At 69.0% G+C, this 16,235-nt stretch carries 18 protein-coding genes and 2 pseudogenes; 8 read left to right on the forward strand and 12 right to left on the reverse strand.

Going from position 1 to position 16,235, the window contains the following annotated elements; all coding sequences use genetic code 11:
- Positions 1-6: 6 nt before the first annotated feature.
- Positions 7-756 carry a transposase gene (locus A3Q40_RS14325; protein WP_068103138.1) on the reverse strand — a complete coding sequence of 250 codons (750 nt, stop codon included), beginning with the start codon at positions 754-756 and terminating at the stop codon, positions 7-9.
- Positions 757-878: 122 nt separating this feature from the next.
- On the opposite strand from A3Q40_RS14325, the gene A3Q40_RS14330 reads away from it, so the two are divergent.
- Both A3Q40_RS14330 and A3Q40_RS14335 read left to right on the forward strand, forming a co-directional pair.
- Positions 879-1,658 carry an SDR family NAD(P)-dependent oxidoreductase gene (locus tag A3Q40_RS14330; RefSeq protein ID WP_068103139.1) on the forward strand — a complete coding sequence of 260 codons (780 nt, stop codon included), beginning with the start codon at positions 879-881 and terminating at the stop codon, positions 1,656-1,658.
- Positions 1,659-1,703: 45 nt separating this feature from the next.
- Positions 1,704-2,681, forward strand: coding sequence for an SDR family oxidoreductase (locus A3Q40_RS14335; protein WP_068103141.1), 978 nt, complete (start codon positions 1,704-1,706; stop codon positions 2,679-2,681).
- Between the two features lie 22 nt (positions 2,682-2,703).
- Here A3Q40_RS14335 and A3Q40_RS14340 read toward each other — a convergent pair whose 3' ends face one another.
- On the reverse strand, positions 2,704-3,654 hold the full coding sequence (locus tag A3Q40_RS14340) for an SDR family oxidoreductase (RefSeq protein ID WP_068103143.1): 951 nt from the start codon (positions 3,652-3,654) through the stop codon (positions 2,704-2,706).
- Positions 3,655-3,813: 159 nt separating this feature from the next.
- On the opposite strand from A3Q40_RS14340, the gene A3Q40_RS14345 reads away from it, so the two are divergent.
- A complete protein-coding gene (locus tag A3Q40_RS14345; protein ID WP_068103145.1) occupies positions 3,814-4,659 on the forward strand; it encodes a helix-turn-helix transcriptional regulator in 846 nt (281 codons plus the stop codon).
- 33 nt (positions 4,660-4,692) lie between these two features.
- On the opposite strand, the gene A3Q40_RS14350 is transcribed toward A3Q40_RS14345, so the two are convergent.
- The 5 genes from A3Q40_RS14350 to A3Q40_RS14370 all read right to left on the reverse strand — a co-directional run bounded on the left by A3Q40_RS14350 (position 4,693) and on the right by A3Q40_RS14370 (position 9,510).
- Complete coding sequence (locus A3Q40_RS14350) at positions 4,693-5,457, reverse strand: IclR family transcriptional regulator (RefSeq protein WP_068106310.1); 765 nt, start codon at positions 5,455-5,457, stop codon at positions 4,693-4,695.
- Positions 5,458-5,520: 63 nt separating this feature from the next.
- Positions 5,521-6,516, reverse strand: a complete 996-nt coding sequence (locus A3Q40_RS14355; RefSeq protein WP_068103147.1) for a cyclase family protein — start codon at positions 6,514-6,516, stop codon at positions 5,521-5,523.
- The gene (locus A3Q40_RS14360) at positions 6,513-6,779 is read right to left on the reverse strand and encodes a hypothetical protein (RefSeq protein ID WP_068103149.1); all 267 of its coding nucleotides are present in this window, start codon (positions 6,777-6,779) and stop codon (positions 6,513-6,515) included. The genes A3Q40_RS14355 and A3Q40_RS14360 overlap by 4 nt, the downstream gene beginning before the upstream one ends.
- Positions 6,780-6,811: 32 nt before the next feature.
- Positions 6,812-8,152: a TRAP transporter large permease subunit gene (locus tag A3Q40_RS14365; protein ID WP_068103151.1), complete on the reverse strand. Its 1,341-nt coding sequence runs from the start codon at positions 8,150-8,152 to the stop codon at positions 6,812-6,814.
- Positions 8,149-9,510, reverse strand: coding sequence for an NAD(P)-binding domain-containing protein (locus A3Q40_RS14370; RefSeq protein ID WP_068103153.1), 1,362 nt, complete (start codon positions 9,508-9,510; stop codon positions 8,149-8,151). The genes A3Q40_RS14365 and A3Q40_RS14370 overlap by 4 nt, the downstream gene beginning before the upstream one ends.
- 154 nt (positions 9,511-9,664) lie before the next feature.
- On the opposite strand from A3Q40_RS14370, the pseudogene A3Q40_RS14375 reads away from it, so the two are divergent.
- Both A3Q40_RS14375 and A3Q40_RS14380 read left to right on the forward strand, forming a co-directional pair.
- Positions 9,665-10,426: pseudogene (locus A3Q40_RS14375) on the forward strand (alpha/beta hydrolase).
- Complete coding sequence (locus A3Q40_RS14380) at positions 10,423-11,217, forward strand: SDR family NAD(P)-dependent oxidoreductase (RefSeq protein WP_068103155.1); 795 nt, start codon at positions 10,423-10,425, stop codon at positions 11,215-11,217. Before A3Q40_RS14375 ends, A3Q40_RS14380 begins: the two are co-directional and overlap by 4 nt.
- Positions 11,218-11,283: 66 nt before the next feature.
- On the opposite strand, the gene A3Q40_RS14385 is transcribed toward A3Q40_RS14380, so the two are convergent.
- Entirely contained in the window at positions 11,284-11,931 is a 648-nt protein-coding gene (locus A3Q40_RS14385) for a dihydrofolate reductase family protein (protein ID WP_068103157.1), read from the reverse strand.
- A gap of 74 nt (positions 11,932-12,005) precedes the next feature.
- Positions 12,006-12,620 (reverse strand): maleylpyruvate isomerase family mycothiol-dependent enzyme, encoded by a 615-nt coding sequence (locus A3Q40_RS14390; protein WP_068103159.1) that lies wholly within the window; start codon positions 12,618-12,620, stop codon positions 12,006-12,008.
- 163 nt (positions 12,621-12,783) lie between these two features.
- Here A3Q40_RS14390 and A3Q40_RS21075 point away from each other — a divergent pair.
- A pseudogene (locus A3Q40_RS21075) lies at positions 12,784-12,876 on the forward strand (SDR family NAD(P)-dependent oxidoreductase); the annotation flags it as partial.
- A gap of 31 nt (positions 12,877-12,907) precedes the next feature.
- Here the strand turns inward: A3Q40_RS21075 and A3Q40_RS14400 are convergent.
- Positions 12,908-13,690 (reverse strand): SDR family NAD(P)-dependent oxidoreductase, encoded by a 783-nt coding sequence (locus A3Q40_RS14400; protein WP_068103162.1) that lies wholly within the window; start codon positions 13,688-13,690, stop codon positions 12,908-12,910.
- A gap of 135 nt (positions 13,691-13,825) precedes the next feature.
- Positions 13,826-14,491, reverse strand: coding sequence for a hypothetical protein (locus A3Q40_RS14405; protein ID WP_068103163.1), 666 nt, complete (start codon positions 14,489-14,491; stop codon positions 13,826-13,828).
- 195 nt (positions 14,492-14,686) lie between these two features.
- Here A3Q40_RS14405 and A3Q40_RS14410 point away from each other — a divergent pair, with 195 nt between their 5' ends.
- Positions 14,687-15,277, forward strand: a complete 591-nt coding sequence (locus A3Q40_RS14410; RefSeq protein WP_068103165.1) for a copper chaperone PCu(A)C — start codon at positions 14,687-14,689, stop codon at positions 15,275-15,277.
- 83 nt (positions 15,278-15,360) lie between these two features.
- On the opposite strand, the gene A3Q40_RS14415 is transcribed toward A3Q40_RS14410, so the two are convergent.
- Positions 15,361-15,642, reverse strand: coding sequence for a YrhK family protein (locus A3Q40_RS14415; RefSeq protein ID WP_068103167.1), 282 nt, complete (start codon positions 15,640-15,642; stop codon positions 15,361-15,363).
- A gap of 273 nt (positions 15,643-15,915) precedes the next feature.
- Here A3Q40_RS14415 and A3Q40_RS14420 point away from each other — a divergent pair, with 273 nt between their 5' ends.
- A complete protein-coding gene (locus A3Q40_RS14420) occupies positions 15,916-16,224 on the forward strand; it encodes a DUF2254 family protein (RefSeq protein ID WP_068103169.1) in 309 nt (102 codons plus the stop codon).
- Positions 16,225-16,235 lie beyond the last annotated feature (11 nt).

Here is a 16,235-nt window from a genome sequence, read left to right on the forward strand (position 1 = left end):
TGCGGACTATGTCACATTTGCATCCTCATGGCCGCCCCCCGCTGCCGCGGGAACCATCGCCACCAATCGCCCCACCGATCGAACGGCGACCGCGGGGTCGGCCCCGTCGAAGACGGCGGCGTGGATGCCGCGCATGGCCCCGGCGATCACGCGGGCGGTGGCGTGCACGTCGACGTCGGCCGCGAGCTCACCGCCGGCGATCCCCGCCGAGATCAAGGCGGCCACGGCGTCGACGAACGCGGAGTGCCAGTCCTCGGCGGGCCCACCCTGCCGCGGAACGCCGACGTCCCGGAACAGCACGTGGGCGGCGGACGTCGCGTAGATGGAGCGGGCCGCGATGGTGAGAAACACGCCGAGTTGGCCGACCGGCTCGGCCGGCCAGGTCGCCTCCGCGGAGGCGGCGGCGATCGCGGCGATCAATTGAGTCGCCGCGTCGTCGACGGCGGCCTGGAACAGATCCGCCTTGCCGGCGAAGGTGTGGAACGCGGTGCGCGGCGCCACGGAGCTGCGGGCGGCGACGGCCTCGACGGTGACCGACGTGTACGTGTGATCGCGCAGCATGTCCTGCGCCGTGCGGATCAGCCGCAGGCGCGTGGATTCGCCCGCGTCCCGGTGCGACTCCTTGGCCCAGCGATACAGCGTCGCCGCATGCACACCCAGTTCCTCGGCCACCGACTCGACGTCCTCGGAGCCCTCGAACGCACGCAGGACCGCCGAATGTCGTTGGGCGGCTGTGAACCGCGACTGTCGAGCCACGCCCGACAACCTACGAGCGGGGCACGGATCGCGCCACCGGTAAATGCGAGGTATTGCGTAATTACTGCAAGTTTTGCATGATTGCGTGGTTCGATTGCCGCGTCACTCCTGGAGGCACTGTCATGGTTTTCACGCCGAAGCGATCTCTGATCACCGGAGCCAGCGCAGGAATCGGACTGGCACTGGCGCGCACGCTCGCCGAACGGGGGTCCGACCTCGTCCTGGTCGCGCGGCGGGAGGACCGCCTGACGGAGCTGGCCGAGGAACTCGAAGCGGCGCACGGAATCCGATGCGAGGTCGTCGCGCACGACCTGTCCACCGAACGCCCCGGCCACACCCTGCGCTCCCGCGTCGAGGGGGACGTCGACCTGGTGGTGAACAACGCCGGCATCGCCACTCAGGGGGCCTTCGTCGACGCGGATGCCGAGGACCTCGACCGCGTCATCGCCGTCGACATGGCCGCGCTGGTCGACGTGTGTCACGCCTTCCTCCCCGACATGGTCGCGCGCCGGTCCGGCACCATTCTCAACGTCTCCAGCACCACGGCGTTCCAGCCGGTGCCCTCCCTCGCGGTGTACGCCGCGGCGAAGGCGTTCGTACTGAGCTTCACGCAGGCCCTGTGGTGCGAGGCCCGGCCCCACGGCGTCCGGGTGATGGCTCTGGCGCCCGGCCCGACGAAGACCGAGTTCTTCGACGTCATCGGCGAGAACGCCGCGATCGTCGGTTCGATGCAGACGGCGAACCAGGTGGCCCGGACGGCCCTGTCGGCGCTCGATCGACGGCGCCCCCCGCTCTACGTGGTCTCCGGGCGCCGCAACACCCTCGCGGCCGCGGGAGCTCGCATCGTCCCCAACCGGCTGCTGCTGCCCTCGCTCGCCCGCTCCATGCGCCGATTCACCTGACCCACCTCATCTCTCGAACTTCCCTGCTCGCGAAGGAGTACCGCTATGTCGACCGTTCTCGTCACCAGCGCCGCCGGCGGTGTCGGCCGCCCTCTCGTCCGTGCGCTGGCCGCGCAGGGCGTCACCGTCCGCGCTCTGGTCAAGAACCAGGCCCAGGCAGCCATCGCACGGCGCGACGGTGCCACCGAGATCCGGGTGGGCGACATGCGCCAGGACTCCGTCCTGGCCGAGGCGGTGAAGGGCGCCGACAGCATGTACCACGCGGCGCCCACGCAGATCATCGACGAAGGCCCCATCGCCGAGCGCATCATCGACCTGGGCACCCGGCACGGGTTGTCCCACTTGGTTTTCCACTCCGTGATTCATCCAGAGATCACCGAGTTGCCGCACCACACCCAGAAGGAGAACGTCGAGAAGCTGCTGGCCGACCAGCCCGTCCCGACGACGATCCTGCGTCCCTCGCACTACATGCAGAACTACCTCGAATTCTGGGAGTTCATCCGCGGTGGATTGATGCCCTACCCCGTGTCGACGACCAGCCCCATGGGTGTCGTCGACGTGGAGGACGTCGCCGAGGCCGCCGCCGCCGTCTTCCTCTCACCGGACGAGCACGTCGGGAAGACCTACGACCTGTCGACGGAGACCATCGACCGGAACGCGATGGCCGCCGCCTTCGCGGACGCACTCGGCTACCCGGTGACGGCGATCCGCCTGCCTCCGACCGTGCTGCTCAACCCTCTGTCCGCGGCAAGTTCCGTCGTCGGCGGAGCGGCGCGCGCGATCACGACGCTGTCACCGCGCCGGGTTTCGCACCTGATCAAGGGTGCCAAGGAAGCGCAGAACGCCCGCGGGATCAAGACCTGGTCGCCGCAGGCGCGGGACAACTACGTGCAGATGATGACCTACTACGACTCCCACGGCCTGCCCGTCGGAGACCTGTCCCACCTGCCGTCACTGCTCGGCCGCACCCCTACCAGCTACGCCGACTTCGCCCGACGCGAGGTCACCCGACGCACTCGATGACGTCGGGCCGTCGTCGATCGGGTCAGGAAGCGGCAAGCCCCAGCCTCTCGGCTCCGATCAGGTCGACCGAGGTGGTCCACACCCAGCGTGCCTCGGCGTCGTCTCGCAGAGGTGCGTAGAGCTGCTGCGGTCCCGGCCGTCCACCCACGTGTCCGAGTCCGCGAGGGCCGTGAAAGCTGCCGGATTCGACATCCGGGGCGGTGGCGGCGACCAGCGCCGGCAGCGCCGCGGTCTCCGCGGTGCCGACGAGAATGCCGCGCCGGGACAGGACGCCGATGACCCGGCGCGCCACCGTCTCGGAGGACCGATCCAATTCCGGCCGCGCCGCGAGCAAGCTGGTCGGGGCCACGCCGGGATGCGCGAGGTGACTGGTGATGCCCCAGCCGCGCTGCGCGGCCACCCGGCCGAGTTCGAGCCCGAACAGGCCCATCGCGATCTTCGACTGCGCGTACGCGCGCATGCCGTCGTAGGACCGTTCCCCCTGCAGGTCGTCTCGAGCGATCTCCCCGCTCCTGGCGGCGATGCTGATCTGATGGACCACCCGGGCGCGGCCTGCCTGCAGTAACGGCAGAAGACCGTCGACGACGGCGACGTGGCCGAGGTGGTTGGTGCCGAACTGCATCTCGAATCCGTCGGCGGTGGTCTGCCGTGTCGGCGGGGTCATGACGCCGGCGTTGTCGACCAGGATGCCGATCGGGTCGCCTTCGTCCCGCATGGTGCGGGTGAACGCGGCCACCGACTCGAGCGAGGACAGATCGAGCGTGCGGAGCGACACGGACGCGGCCGGGTGCGCCTCGTGAATCGTCGTCAGCGCCGCCGCTCCCTTGTCCGGGTTGCGTACGGGCAGAACGACGTCGGCGCCCGCAGCCGCGAGGCGACGGGCGATGACCAGGCCGACGCCGTCGCTTCCTCCGGTGACGACGGCGCGCGTGCCGGCCAGCGGGGGCACGGTGATGTCAGGGGTGCGGTTCATGGGAACTCCCGTGGGTGGACGACGTGGTCCCCTCACCCTGCCGGGCGGTGCCGACCTCGACCAGGACTCGTCGATCCCCCGATCGACGATCACCGCACGGCCGCAGGGAGGGACCGGGGAACCCTGGTTCTCCCCCGTCCCGGTGGGTCAGGATCGGGCATGACCATCGATCGGGACGGGCTCGCGCAGTTCCTCCGCGGCCGACGTACGGCGTTGCAACCGGAGGACGTCGGCCTGCCGCGCACTGCGCGGCGCCGCACGGCCGGCCTCCGACGGGAAGAGGTTGCCTCGCTGTGTCACATGTCCACCGACTACTACTCGCGTATCGAGCAGGGCCGCGGACCGCAACCCTCCTCCGAGATGGTCGCCGCGATCGCTCAGGGGATGCATCTCTCGCTCCCGGAGCGCGACCACCTGTTCCGACTCGCCGGTCACCATCCGCCGATCCGCGGTGCAACCGGCGATCACATCGGCCCCGGCCTGCTGCGAATCTTCGACCGCTTGGGTGACACCCCCGCCGAGATCGTCACCGAACTCGGCGAGACGCTGCGCCAGACTTCGCCGGCGCGGGCGCTGGTCGGCGACACCACGGCGTACGACGGACCGTCGCGCAGCATCGGCTACCGGTGGTTCACCGACGTCACCAGCCGCGACATCTACCATCCGGCGGACCACGAGTTCCTCACCAGAATGTGGGTGAGCGGACTCCGTGAGGTGGCGACGCTGCGCGGACCCGGTTCTCGCGCAGCGGAATTACGCGATCTCCTCCTGGAGAGCAGTGCCGAGTTCCGAGCCACGTGGGACCGACACGAGGTCGGTGTCCGACCGAGCGAGACCAAACGCTTCGTCCATCCCGAACTCGGTGAGCTCGACCTCGCGTGCCAGACCCTCGTCGACCCCGGACAGTCGCACTTCCTCCTGGTCTACACCGCGGTTCCGGGCAGCCCGAGCCACGAGAAGTTGGGGATGCTGGCCGCGGTGGCCCTCCCACACAGCGTGGTGTGAGGTGCACCGGCGTAACGCGCCGGCCCTACGCCGTCAGCCGGCTGCGGGTACGCGATCGCCGAGAGTGGCCGCCGCTCGCCGGACCTCGGCTACCGCCGCGGACACGGCCGCGTCGTCGAGCTTGTCGGACGACCCGGTGATGCTCAGCGCCGCGACGACGTCGGCGCCTCGGGCACGCACGGGGGCCGCCACCGAGGCGATTCCGACCACGCGCTCCCCGACCGAGACCGCGTAGTCGTCACGGGCGATGGACTCGAGCTGCCGGCGGAGTTCGTCGAGGTCGAGCGTGCCACCACGAGCCAACGGCACTTCGGTGATCGAGGACAGCACGAGGTCCCTCCGGTCGGCGTCCATGCCGGCCAGGAGAACCTTGCCGGCGCCGCCGAGGTGGAGCGGGAGCCGTTCACCCACGGGCAGAACGTAACTCAGGGGGTTGTCGCTCTCGACCCGAGTGATGAGCACGCGGGAGAGTTCCACCCGAACGTAGAGCGATGCGGTGAACCCGGTGCTCGCGGCCAGTTGCTGCATGATCGGCTGAGCCAGCACCGACAACGGGTCGGTCACCATGAACGCGTGCGCCACCGCCAGGGCCGCCGGTCCCGCCGTGTATCCGTCGGCCGTGCGGGCCGCGTATCCGCGGTCGACGAGAACACCCAGAATCCGCTGAGTCGTGGCGATGTGCAGAGACGACGCGCGGGCGACGTCCGCCAGGCGCAGCGGGCGCTTCGTCGTCTGCAGCACGGTGAGAACGTCGAAAGCGCGGTCGAGGGACCGCATGTTGCTCGCCGGTGCCGACATCGTCACTCCTGTGGTTCTCGCACGCTGATCGAGAAAAACTATCACCGTGCGAGAACCGGAGTCTCAGCGCACCGCGGTCGCGTTGCAGGGCGAACCGACCCCGCCCACGATCGCCAGCGGCTTGATCGTCACCATCGCATCCCATTGCCCGTGGGTGCGACTGTCCTCCACGAGCGCGGTGAGGTTCCACAACTCTCCGAGCGGCACACCGAGTTTGGCGATCAGCTCCTGGTGCATCATGCCGGCGTCCTCGGGTGCGGTGTCGCGGAACGGCGACGTCGGCGCCACGGGGAGCACCTCGACGGCGAACGTATCGGTTCCGAACACCGCGATCCTGTGGTTCCACACCCACGACAGAAGATCGTGGTGTTGAGCGAACCCGGTCGAGCGCCGGCCCTCGCGAACCGCGGTCCGATCCGCCGCCGACGCGTCGAGAAACCACCGTGCCCACCCGGTGTGCACGAGCACGATGTCACCCTCCTCGACGGTGACACCCTGGCGTGCGGCAGCACGGTCGAGCGCCGCGGCGTCCAGGGCCGGACCGTCGAGGTGGTGCAGCGGGGCCCCGTCCGCCTCGAACAGACCCTCGAGGTCCAACACCACGCCGCGGCCCACGATCGGATGCTCCGCCCAGGCCTGGATGCCGAGTCGCGGTTCACCCTCGACGACGGCGTCGTCGGGGACGCCGTCGTAGAAGCCGTAGCCCGACACGCGACGATGACGCAGACCGTCGAGATGGCTGCTCGCCTGCAGGAAGAAGCCGTCGAGCAGGTCGTCTCGTGACTGAGCGTGGGCGGAGACGATGGTGTGGCGCGGGGCGGACCTCGACCGCGACATCGGCGGATCGAACGCGCCCAGGGCATGGTCGAGACCGAACACGACTCCGCGTCGCACCAGCCCGGCCGCCTCGCGCACCTGCCGGGGACCGGCGAAGTTCGCCGTCCCCCGATCCGGCTCGGAGAACACCCCCCAGCTCGACCCGGGAGGGGCGCCGTCGTGTCGCGACGCCAGATCTCGGTAAGTCGAGCCGGGATGAATGCCCGACGCGGTCGTCGTCATGCGTGTTCCGGGGTGACGACGGTGTCCGCGTCGGCCGGCGCCTCGGCATCCGCACGGTGGAAGTAGGACAACGCGAAGGCGAGCAGCCCGGCCACGCCGGCGGAACCGTAGGCCCAGGGCGCGAGCGCCTCCTCGCTCCCGGTGACGAAGTCCCCGTCACCCAGAACGAGTCCGACGCCCTGCAGAATCACGATGACCAGACCGCCGAGCAGGAACAGGGCGACGCTGATACGGAAAACGGTGGAGATGACTTTCTCGACCATGACGAGTGCTCTTTCGATGGGATGGCGTGGGATCAGCTGACGGGGAGCAGGCCGAGTGCGATGAGCACTCCGACGCCCAGGATGGGGACGCAGTAGTACTTGAGCAGCGGGGCGAACATCTTGCCCGGATCGACGCGGGCGATGCCCGCGGCGACGTAGATCGGGGCTCCCGACGGCGGGGAGGCACCCTCGGTGGAAGCGAAGACGAGCACGGCTGCCGCCGCGACCGGGGCGGGGATTCCGACGCCGACCAGCGCGGCCACGGCCACTCCGCCGACGGCTGCCATGGTGGCCGACGCTGTGAGAGGGATGGCGATGACGACGATGATGACGCCGACGAGGATGGCCATCAACCAGGCCGGGGCACTGAGGCTTTCGAGGACCGTGGTGAGCTGCTCGGGCAACCCGATGTCACCGAGGACGTTCGAGGCGGAGAAGGCGGCGACGATGGTGACGCCGATGACGCCGAACTGGGGAGCGGTCTCGCCGAGAATCTTCCACCATCCGCGACCGGTCCGCGGCAGATGCCGACGGCCGAGGAAGAACACCAGCAGGATCATCAACACCGGGATCCAGGTGATGAGGCTGATCGCGCTCGACATCGCCAGATCGGTGTACTCGGCGATCGGGACGGCGATGGGTCCACGGGTCAGGAGCAGCGGGACGATGATCGGGACGAAGAGAAGGAGAGACGTCCAGCCGGCGCGTAGGCTGCGCTTGGCGGGAATGCGGTCCTCCGGTGCGATGGGCTGCAGGCCGTTCTTGCGCACCAGGTAGTAGTTGAGCAGCAGGCGGTAACCCAGGCACCAGAGGCCGGCCAGCGCGAGCGGCAGGATGATCTCGTCCGGCTCCATCAGTCCGGTGACCGTGGTGGACCCCACGAGGATGAACATGGTCGCGCTGAACGGGAAGGTGACGCCCATGCCCGCGCATCCGGCGACGACGGTGGCCGACAGCTCTCCGCTGACACCCGAGCGCTTCATCCAGGGCACCGTCACGGATCCGACGGCGGCGGTGACCGAGGCACCGACGTGGGCGATGGCACCGAACATGCCGCCGGCCACGGTGGAGGTGTAGATCGGCCCGCCTCGCAGCCGTCCGAGGAAGCTGTTCAGGATGTCGATCAGCCGGTCGAGGACGGGCGTCTTGGCCAGAACGAAGCTCATGAAGATGAATGCGAGCCCGGCGAACGTCACCTCCTCCTGCATGGAGTCGAGGAATCCGTGCCACATGTATTCGGGCGCCTGCCGACCTGCGAAAGCACCGACGACCAGGAAGCCGACGATCATCGACTCACCGATGTTGCGCTTGAGAACCGCGTTCCAGAAGACGATGGCGACGATGAAGGCCACCAACGCCCAGATGGCGATCACGACGCCGTCCGCTCGGCGACGATGGCGGCGCGGCGGCGCGCCTCGTCGGCCTCGACCGCTCGTCCGCCGTCGAGACTGGTGAAGACCTCGGCCGCCGGGACGACGATGACGCCGTCGTCGTCGGCGACGACGAGATCGCCGGGGTTGCAGACGACGCCACCGACCGCGACCGGGATGTCGTTGTAACCGGGTCCGTTCTTGTAGGGCCCGGCGGGACTGGCCGCACGAGCCCAGACACCGAACCCGATCTCCTCGAGGACGTCGATGTCGCGGGCGGCGCCGTCGATGACCATGCCGACGCAGCCGCGGTTACGCGCTCGCTCGGCGAGGAGCTCACCCATGAGTGCGCGGTCGAGGTGACCTTGACCGTTGATCACGATGACCTCCCCCGGCAGCACCTTGGCAACGGCCGCCTGCAGTGCCTTGTTGTCTCCGCCGCGGGTCCACACGGTACGGGCTCGGCCGACGACTCGGGCGCCCTTCCACATCGATCGGATGCCCGAATCGAGCATCCCCATGCGATCGCGGGCGTCGCCGATGTTGGCGACCGGAAGTCCGGCGTACGCCGCGGCGAGCCCGTCGGTGTCGCGTCCGTTCGCATCCGCCAGCGCGGCGTGCAACTCGGTGGCGGCCGCGGCGAGCACCGGACGAACGCCGATCTCGTCGAGCAGCGCCACCGACGCGGCGGCCTCGATCGCGCGGCGGCCCGCGTGCTTGCGAGTCCCGTCGCGGAGGCGGTCGAGCGACTCGAACCCGCCGCTCAGTTCCGAGGCGATCTGGGTGCGGATCCACTGCTCGGCACCGGCCGCCACGCCGGCCTCGGTGGATTCGACGATGAGTGCGCCGAGTCCCTTCATGAAGCTGCTGCGCAGCAGCTTGCGACGCGAGGCGTCGCCGGGAGCGCCGCCGATGTCGTCGACGGGCGCACCGAGGGATTCGAAGTGAGCCGCGGCGGCGGTGGAGCCGGAGCCGCTGATGACCAGGGCGGTCCGTGCACCGTTCGCGGGAACGGACCCGACGACCGCGACGTCGGCGAACAGCACGCCCCCCGCGGTGTCCACCGCTCGGGCGACGGCGGTCTTCACCGCTGCACTGGCCGAGTTCATGTCGGCGTAGGTCGCGCCGGACCGCAGGTGCGGCGCCGCCGCCGCGGCCGCGCGTTCGGACACGGACGAGCTGGTCAGGCTGAGGACCAGTTCGGCTCCGTGGACGGCGTCGGCCACGTCGTCGAACCGCTCCACGCCCGACGGGGTGGAGATGTCCGCCGGGTCGAACCCGGTCACGGTCCAGCCGGCCGCCAGGAACCCCGCGGCGTAGAGGGTGCCCGCTTCACCGAGCCCCAGAATCGCTACCTTCATGCTTGCCTCTCACAGTGTGATAGTTGCTATCATTTGGTGCTGTAAGCGTGATCACAAAAGTGGTCGATGTCAAGAGGTCGTCACTCGGCGCGCTGCACGTGCCGATCGCGAAGGACAGATTCGGCGAGGGGGTACCGAGGTGGAGGTTCCGGCCATGACGCGTCAGTTCGAGTACGTGCGCTCCGATGTCGCGTTCGAGTCCGGCGGCACCCAATGCGCAGCGTGGCTCTACCGGCCGAGTGACGTCGTGAACCCACCGATCGTCGTGCTCGCACATGGATTCGCCGCGTTCCGAGAACTTCGTCTCGACGCGTACGGCGCGCGATTCGCCGAAGCCGGCTACGCAGCACTCGTCTTCGACTACCGCCATTGGGGTGCCAGCGCAGGACTACCTCGACGCATCCTCGACATCGGTAAGCAACAGGCGGACTGGGAGGCCGCGATCGAGTTCGCCCGCCGCATCGACGGCGTCGACACCACGCGGGTCGTGGCCTGGGGGGTCCTCCTTCGGCGGCGGACACGTCCTCCGGTTGGCCGCCCGGGATCGGCGCCTCGCCGCCGCGATCGTGCAGGTCCCCCACGTGAGTGGACCCGCGTCGGCGTTCGCTCGGAACCCGAGAGCGGTCGCACGGCTGATCGCCGAGAACGACGTCGCCGCCCGCGTCGCAGTTCGTGTGCCGTTCTACTCCCCCGGACGCCACGCCACCGCCATCGACGTACCCGTTCTCGCCCAACTCTCGGCCCACGACGACGTCACGCCGATCGACACGGCCCGGGCCGTCGCCCGCCGCATACCGAAGGGTGAGGTGCGCACCTACGAGTGCGGCCACTTCGAGCCCTATCTCGATCCGTTCTTCGACACAGTCGTCGCCGTCAGATCCACTTCCTCGACCGCCACGTAGGAGACGCACGATGACCACGCCTCAACCCCGCCGTACCGCCCTCGTCACCGGCGCCTCCGCCGGGATCGGCGCCGCCTTCGCCCGGCATCTCGCCGCCGACGGTCACGACCTGATCCTGGTGGCGCGGCGATCCGACCGACTCGAGACGCTGGCCACCGAACTCCGCCGTGATCACGGGGTGCGCGCCGAGACGGTGACGGCCGACCTGACCGACCGCTCTGCTCCCGCCGCGATCGTGGATCGCGTCGACGGCCTCGGCATGACCGTCGACGTCCTCGTCAACAATGCTGGGCTGTCGAAGACCATGTTCTCCGACACCGAGTGGGACACGCTCGCCGCCGAACTCCAGCTGATGGTCACCGCGGTGACGGAGTTGACCCATCGCGTGCTTCCCGCCATGAAGGCTCGTCGGTGGGGACGCATCGTCAACCTGTCGTCCGTGGCCGCGGTCTCCCCTCCCTGCGCCGGACTGCTCTACACCGGCATCAAGTCTTACGCGCTCAACATGTCCCAGTCGCTCGACATGGAGCTCAAACCGCACGGGATTCACGTCACCGCGTTGTGCCCCGGCTTCACGCGCAGCGAGTTCCACGACGTGATGGGCACCCGCGACGTCGCCGACCGTCTGCCAGGATTCCTGTGGCAGCAGCCGGAAGACGTCGTCCGCGAGGGCTGGGACGCCGTGCGCGCCGGCAAGCCTGTCTGCATCACGGGCGTCGTCAACAAGGTCTCGGCGGCAGCCATGCGTCCCATTCCCGGACGCATCGGCTACTTTCTCGGCCGCACCCTCAATCCGTTCAAGTAGCAGGAGTTTCACTCACACTCTCGGCGCGTCTGCCGTGTCGCCCGTGCGTGGTCGGTTCGCCCGGCCTCACTCGGCGCGACGGGTGAAGGTGAGGTGGGTGACGCCACTCGGGGTGGACACGACCTCGACGTCGTACCCCGACTCCATTCCTTCCAGACCGTCCCACAGACGAACGCCTCTCCCCAGAACGATCGGGACCTGCACGAGGTGAAGGTGGTCGACGAGGCCGGCGGCGATGAACTGCCCCGCGGTCGTCGCGCCGCCCCCGATCCGGACGTCGAGGCCACCGGCCGCGTCGCGAGCGACCACCAGCGCCTCGGCGGGAGGAACATCGAGAAAATGGAAGACGGTCCCACCCGCCATCTCGATCGGCGCACGGGGCCGATGAGTCAGGACGAACACCGGGGTGTGGAAGGGCGGGTTGTCGCCCCACCACCCCGTCCAGTCCGGATCGTCCTGCCATCCGGGTGGACCGAACTTGTTCGCGCCCATGATCTCCGACCCGATACCGAGTTCGTGCCGGTGCGCCACTGCGTCGTCGACGCCCGTACTGCCGCCGTCACCGCCCATCATCCGGGTGCCGAAGTCCGTGGCGATCATCCATCGATGCAGCCGCTGACCCGCGTGGCCCATCGGCGTCTCTGCGCTCTGCCCCTCCCCCGCGGCAAAGCCGTCGAGCGAGATGGACAGATTGTGAATCCGAGTGCGCGACATGAGGGTGCCTCTTCTTTCGGTGGTCGAGTTGCCGAGCACTGTAGGCGCGGGCCCGGGGAAGGTCGACACCTCGGTCATCCCCCGAGGTGGTCGTGCACGCTCCCCCGGCCGGTGAGAACCAGGACGATCGTCGTTGCCGGCAGGACCAGGGTGTCACCGTGTCCGATTCGGAAGTCGAGGTCGGATGCCTGGAGTGCATGTCCGGCGAGGTCCGCGCCGAAATAGTCCATCCGATTCTTCGTCCTCATCGTGCGCAGGACGAGGTCGAGCTGCTCCGCCGTGGCGGTCGTGGGCCTTCCGAGTCCTTCTGTCAGGTCGAGGCCGTGAACGACGTCGTGGCACAACGCATCGACGAGGTCGCCGCGCGGTGGACTCCAGGCGGTGGAGATGTTGTTCCGAAGCGCGGCAACGAGATCCGCGTGATCCATCCGCGCCACATCGTCACGAGCGAGGCGGTCCGCCGCGCGGTCGAAGTTGCCCCGTTCGCGAATCATCGTGAACACCAGCTTGGGCATACCGACCCGAAACGACATCGACATGTGCGCCACCAAGTGGGCCACGGTCCACCCCTCGCACGGGGTCGGTCGATCCCAGTCGGAGGGCGACAGCCCGTCCAGTACCGCGACGGTCGCCTGCCTTTGCATCGCGGTCAGCGCCGAGACGTGGTCGGTGTCGTGCTCGTCGGACATGCGGCTCCTGTTCGTCGTCGTGCTCGAGAACCTTCACTGGGCAGACACGTCGACGGACCGAAACTCATCGCGCGATCAGAAGTCCCCCGAGGAACCACCGTCGGCGGAGCCGATTCGCTGCATATGTAGACGTCGGCTCGGGCAAACCACGGGTCGGGCGAGGGGCGTCGTCGACGAGGTCTCGGCAGCAGCCATGCGTCCCATTCCCGGACGCATCGGCTACTTTCTCGGCCGCACCCTGAACCCGTTCGAGTAGCGGGAAGCTCACTCCGCGTGGCGGATTCCGTTCACTCCGTGTGGGGCTGACCCGTCGAGGCACTGGTGCCACCGTCGACGGCGAGCAGCGCGCCCGTGATGTACCGCGCGTCGTCGGAGGCCAGGAAGAGCACGGCGGGGGCGATGTCGTCGGGCTCCCCGGGACGGCCCAGGGCGATTCGGTCGACGAACGGCGCCAGGGACTCCTCGTCCGTCGCCATCCCCGCGGTCATCTCGGTCAGCGTGAACGCGGGCAGTACCGCGTTGACGCGCACACCGCGACCGCCGTAATCGAGTGCGAGAGAACGCACGAACCCCGTCATCGCATGCTTGGACGCGTTGTAGGCAGCCTGCCCCCAGTCCCCGGCGATGCCCGATACCGACGAGACCGCGACGAGATTCCCACCCGACCGCGCCAATTCGGGCAGCGTCGCCCGTGCGAGGTGGAGGAAGCCGTCGATGTTGACCCCGCGCAGGAGGGCCCAGTCCTCGTCGGTGAGGTCGGTGATGTCGCCACCGCCGTCGTGAACTCCTGCGTTGGAGACGACGACGTCGATTCGCCCGAACGCTTCGAGGACCGTCGCCACCAGCGTCTCGACGTCGTCGCGACGCGAGACGTCTCCCGCGACGACGAGCGTATGCCCGTTGCGGGCGTCCGTGACGGTCTCCTCGAGGGGCTCGCGGCGGCGGCCGGTGACGACGACGATCGCGCCGTTGTCGAGGAAAGCACGCGCGATGGCTCGTCCGATCCCCGATCCGGCGCCGGTGACGACGACGACCTTGTCCTGCACTGCGTACTCGTTGGTGGTGCTCATGCGCTCGGTGCGCCTCCCTGTCGTCGGTGATGACCGCCGAGGACGGACCCGGCGGTGACCACCGAATGCCTCGTCGTCGCTGTTCTCAATCCCTCGCGAACCGTCCCGGCGACGCCGGCCCGTCGAGCCGCGGAGCTACAGAACAGCGATCGTCACCGCGGGGCGCGCCAGCCGCCATCGAGAGCAACCCTGACGGAGGGCTTCGTCCACCGCGTGCACGATGGAGTCGAGCCGGTCGATCGAGAGCGGAACCACGGCGCCGGCGGACCGGCTCAGCACGATTCTGTGGGCGGGAGTTCCCAGGGTCTTCGCCTGAGCGGTCCGGCAGAGCGCGTGCTCGGCAGCGTCGGCCCACTCGGTGGGTGTCCCCCACGGGTCGACGGCACCGTGGAGGCCGACCACGACGATCCTGCGAGCGGGCGCCACGGTGGGGAGGCTCGGTGCGAGATGGACGAACGTCGTTCTCCGCGCGTACTCGACCAGGTGATCGACGTGCTCCTGCCTGCCCACGATGAACCGCGTGATTCCGTGATGCACCGCCCGACGGATCGAATCCGGGCAGTCACCCGCGCGGAACACGACCTGATTCGGACGCACGCTCACCGACTGCACCAGGTCGAGACCGGTGTCGTCGAGCACGAGAACGGTGGTGGCGCTGCGCTGGACCCAGAGCAGGACGTCCCGGTCGACGAGCGCGTGGGCGGACACGGCGCAACCGACAGCGGGAATGACGCGGCGCATCCGGTGTACCGGATCACCGTACGAAGCGACAGCGAAGGCGTCGACGAAACTCGTTGTCATGCACCGTTTCTAGCGTCGATGTCGGCGCAGCTGGTCGACCCTTGTCGTCGCCCTGACGCATCGCCGCGTTTTCTTACGCAACCCTGACGGAACCGCCCGTGAGCGCTTTCGCGTGCCGATCGAGCTGCCGGACCTGCAGTTCCAGAGCCCTCGACCGACTGCTTCGGTCGACACCGACGGGGGTACAGCAGGTCCATGCCAGCACCGCATCGTCCCCGTCTCCACCGGCCCGTCCTGCTCGCGGCCGCCGCCGTATCCGCGACCGTCGCGCTGACCTCGTGCTCCGCCGCCGACACCGCGCGAGAAGCCGACACCGACGGTCCGTCCGTCGGGGCGGTGGAGATCCGCGACACGAGCATCGACGCCGAACTGACGGGCGCGACACCCGACGATCCGTCGTCGGCTTACGGCGATGCGACGTTGAACTTCACCGCGATCAACACCGACTCGGCGGAATCCGACACCCTGGTCTCGATCACCTCCCCCGCGGCGTCGTCGGTGACCCTGGACGCCACCGCCGAGCAACTCGTCGTCGAACCGGGCACCTCGATCGCCGCCGGGCAACCGGTGGAGAACGTCGGCGGCGACGGCAGCGGTGCGGACCGGCCCTTCACCGTGGCGATGGAGCTGACGGACGGCGAGTTGCAGCCCGGAACCTCTGTCACGGTGACGTTCCGGTTCGAGCGAGCGGGCGACGTCACCGTCGACGTTCCGTTCGACGTCGTCGAGCCCGCCGACATGGATCGCAGCAGTCGCCCCCTGCCGCCCGCGGTCGAACCCGGCTGATCCGGAGCGACAGCGCTGTCTCCCTCGTCGAGACGAACGTGGAGGTCGGACCTCGGGAGCGGCGTCGGCGACGCACCGCACGATCAGAAGTCGGCCGACGCCCCTCCGTCGTCGGAGCCGATGCGCTGCAGATGAACACGCCGACTCAGGCGGATCACGGGCCGGGCAAGGAACTGCAGGCTCCCCACCAGAAAGAACCACGTGGCCGTCGTCGTGGTGGACTCCCAGAAGAACAGGACGCTGCCGATCACGAACCACAGCGCGACCAGGACGTCGTTGACGATGCTGGCGGTCTCCCACTTGCGGCGGATCACGAGCTCGTCGTGACCGAGGTGGAGGGTGAGGGTGCGACCGTTGTCTGCCATGACCGGTGGATGCCCCGCATCGATCGCAGTCGAACCGGACCGCGTGTTCCCGGCACGGCGCGTGCCGCTCTCGGTCGCGGCGGCCGCAGACTGTGCGGATGAGACAACGGTGGCTTCGGCTGCGTGAGACGTTCTGGTTCGTGCCGGCCGTGCTCGGCGTGGTCGCACTCCTGGTGGCGCAGGCCCTGGTTCGGCTGGACCGCGCCCTGCTCGATCGCGGCGTAGTGATCGGCGACTCCCTGCTGTATCACGTCGGCGCCAGCGGGAGCCGGGATGGTCCTGCGGTCGATCCGTTCGCTCGATGCGGACGGCGACACCGTCGTCCCCGACATCGCGGTCAACGTCGCGGTGCTGCTCGCCGTCGTCGACGTGGGGGTCCTCGTCTATTTCATCCACCACATCGCGCAATCAGTTCAGGTGGGCACGCTGTCCGCACGGGTGCGGCAGGAGCTCCGTGACGCGGTCGATGTGCTGCATCCCGACGAACCGCCGACGGGTCTCTCCGGTGACGTCGTCGCCGTGCCGATGCGCTCCGCCGCGCGGATGCCGGCGCGGACAACCAGGGGACTGCTCATGACGTAGAGGCGCACCGC

The organism is Rhodococcus sp. PBTS 1, assembly GCF_001620025.1.
GTDB classification, from domain to species: domain Bacteria; phylum Actinomycetota; class Actinomycetes; order Mycobacteriales; family Mycobacteriaceae; genus Rhodococcoides; species Rhodococcoides kroppenstedtii.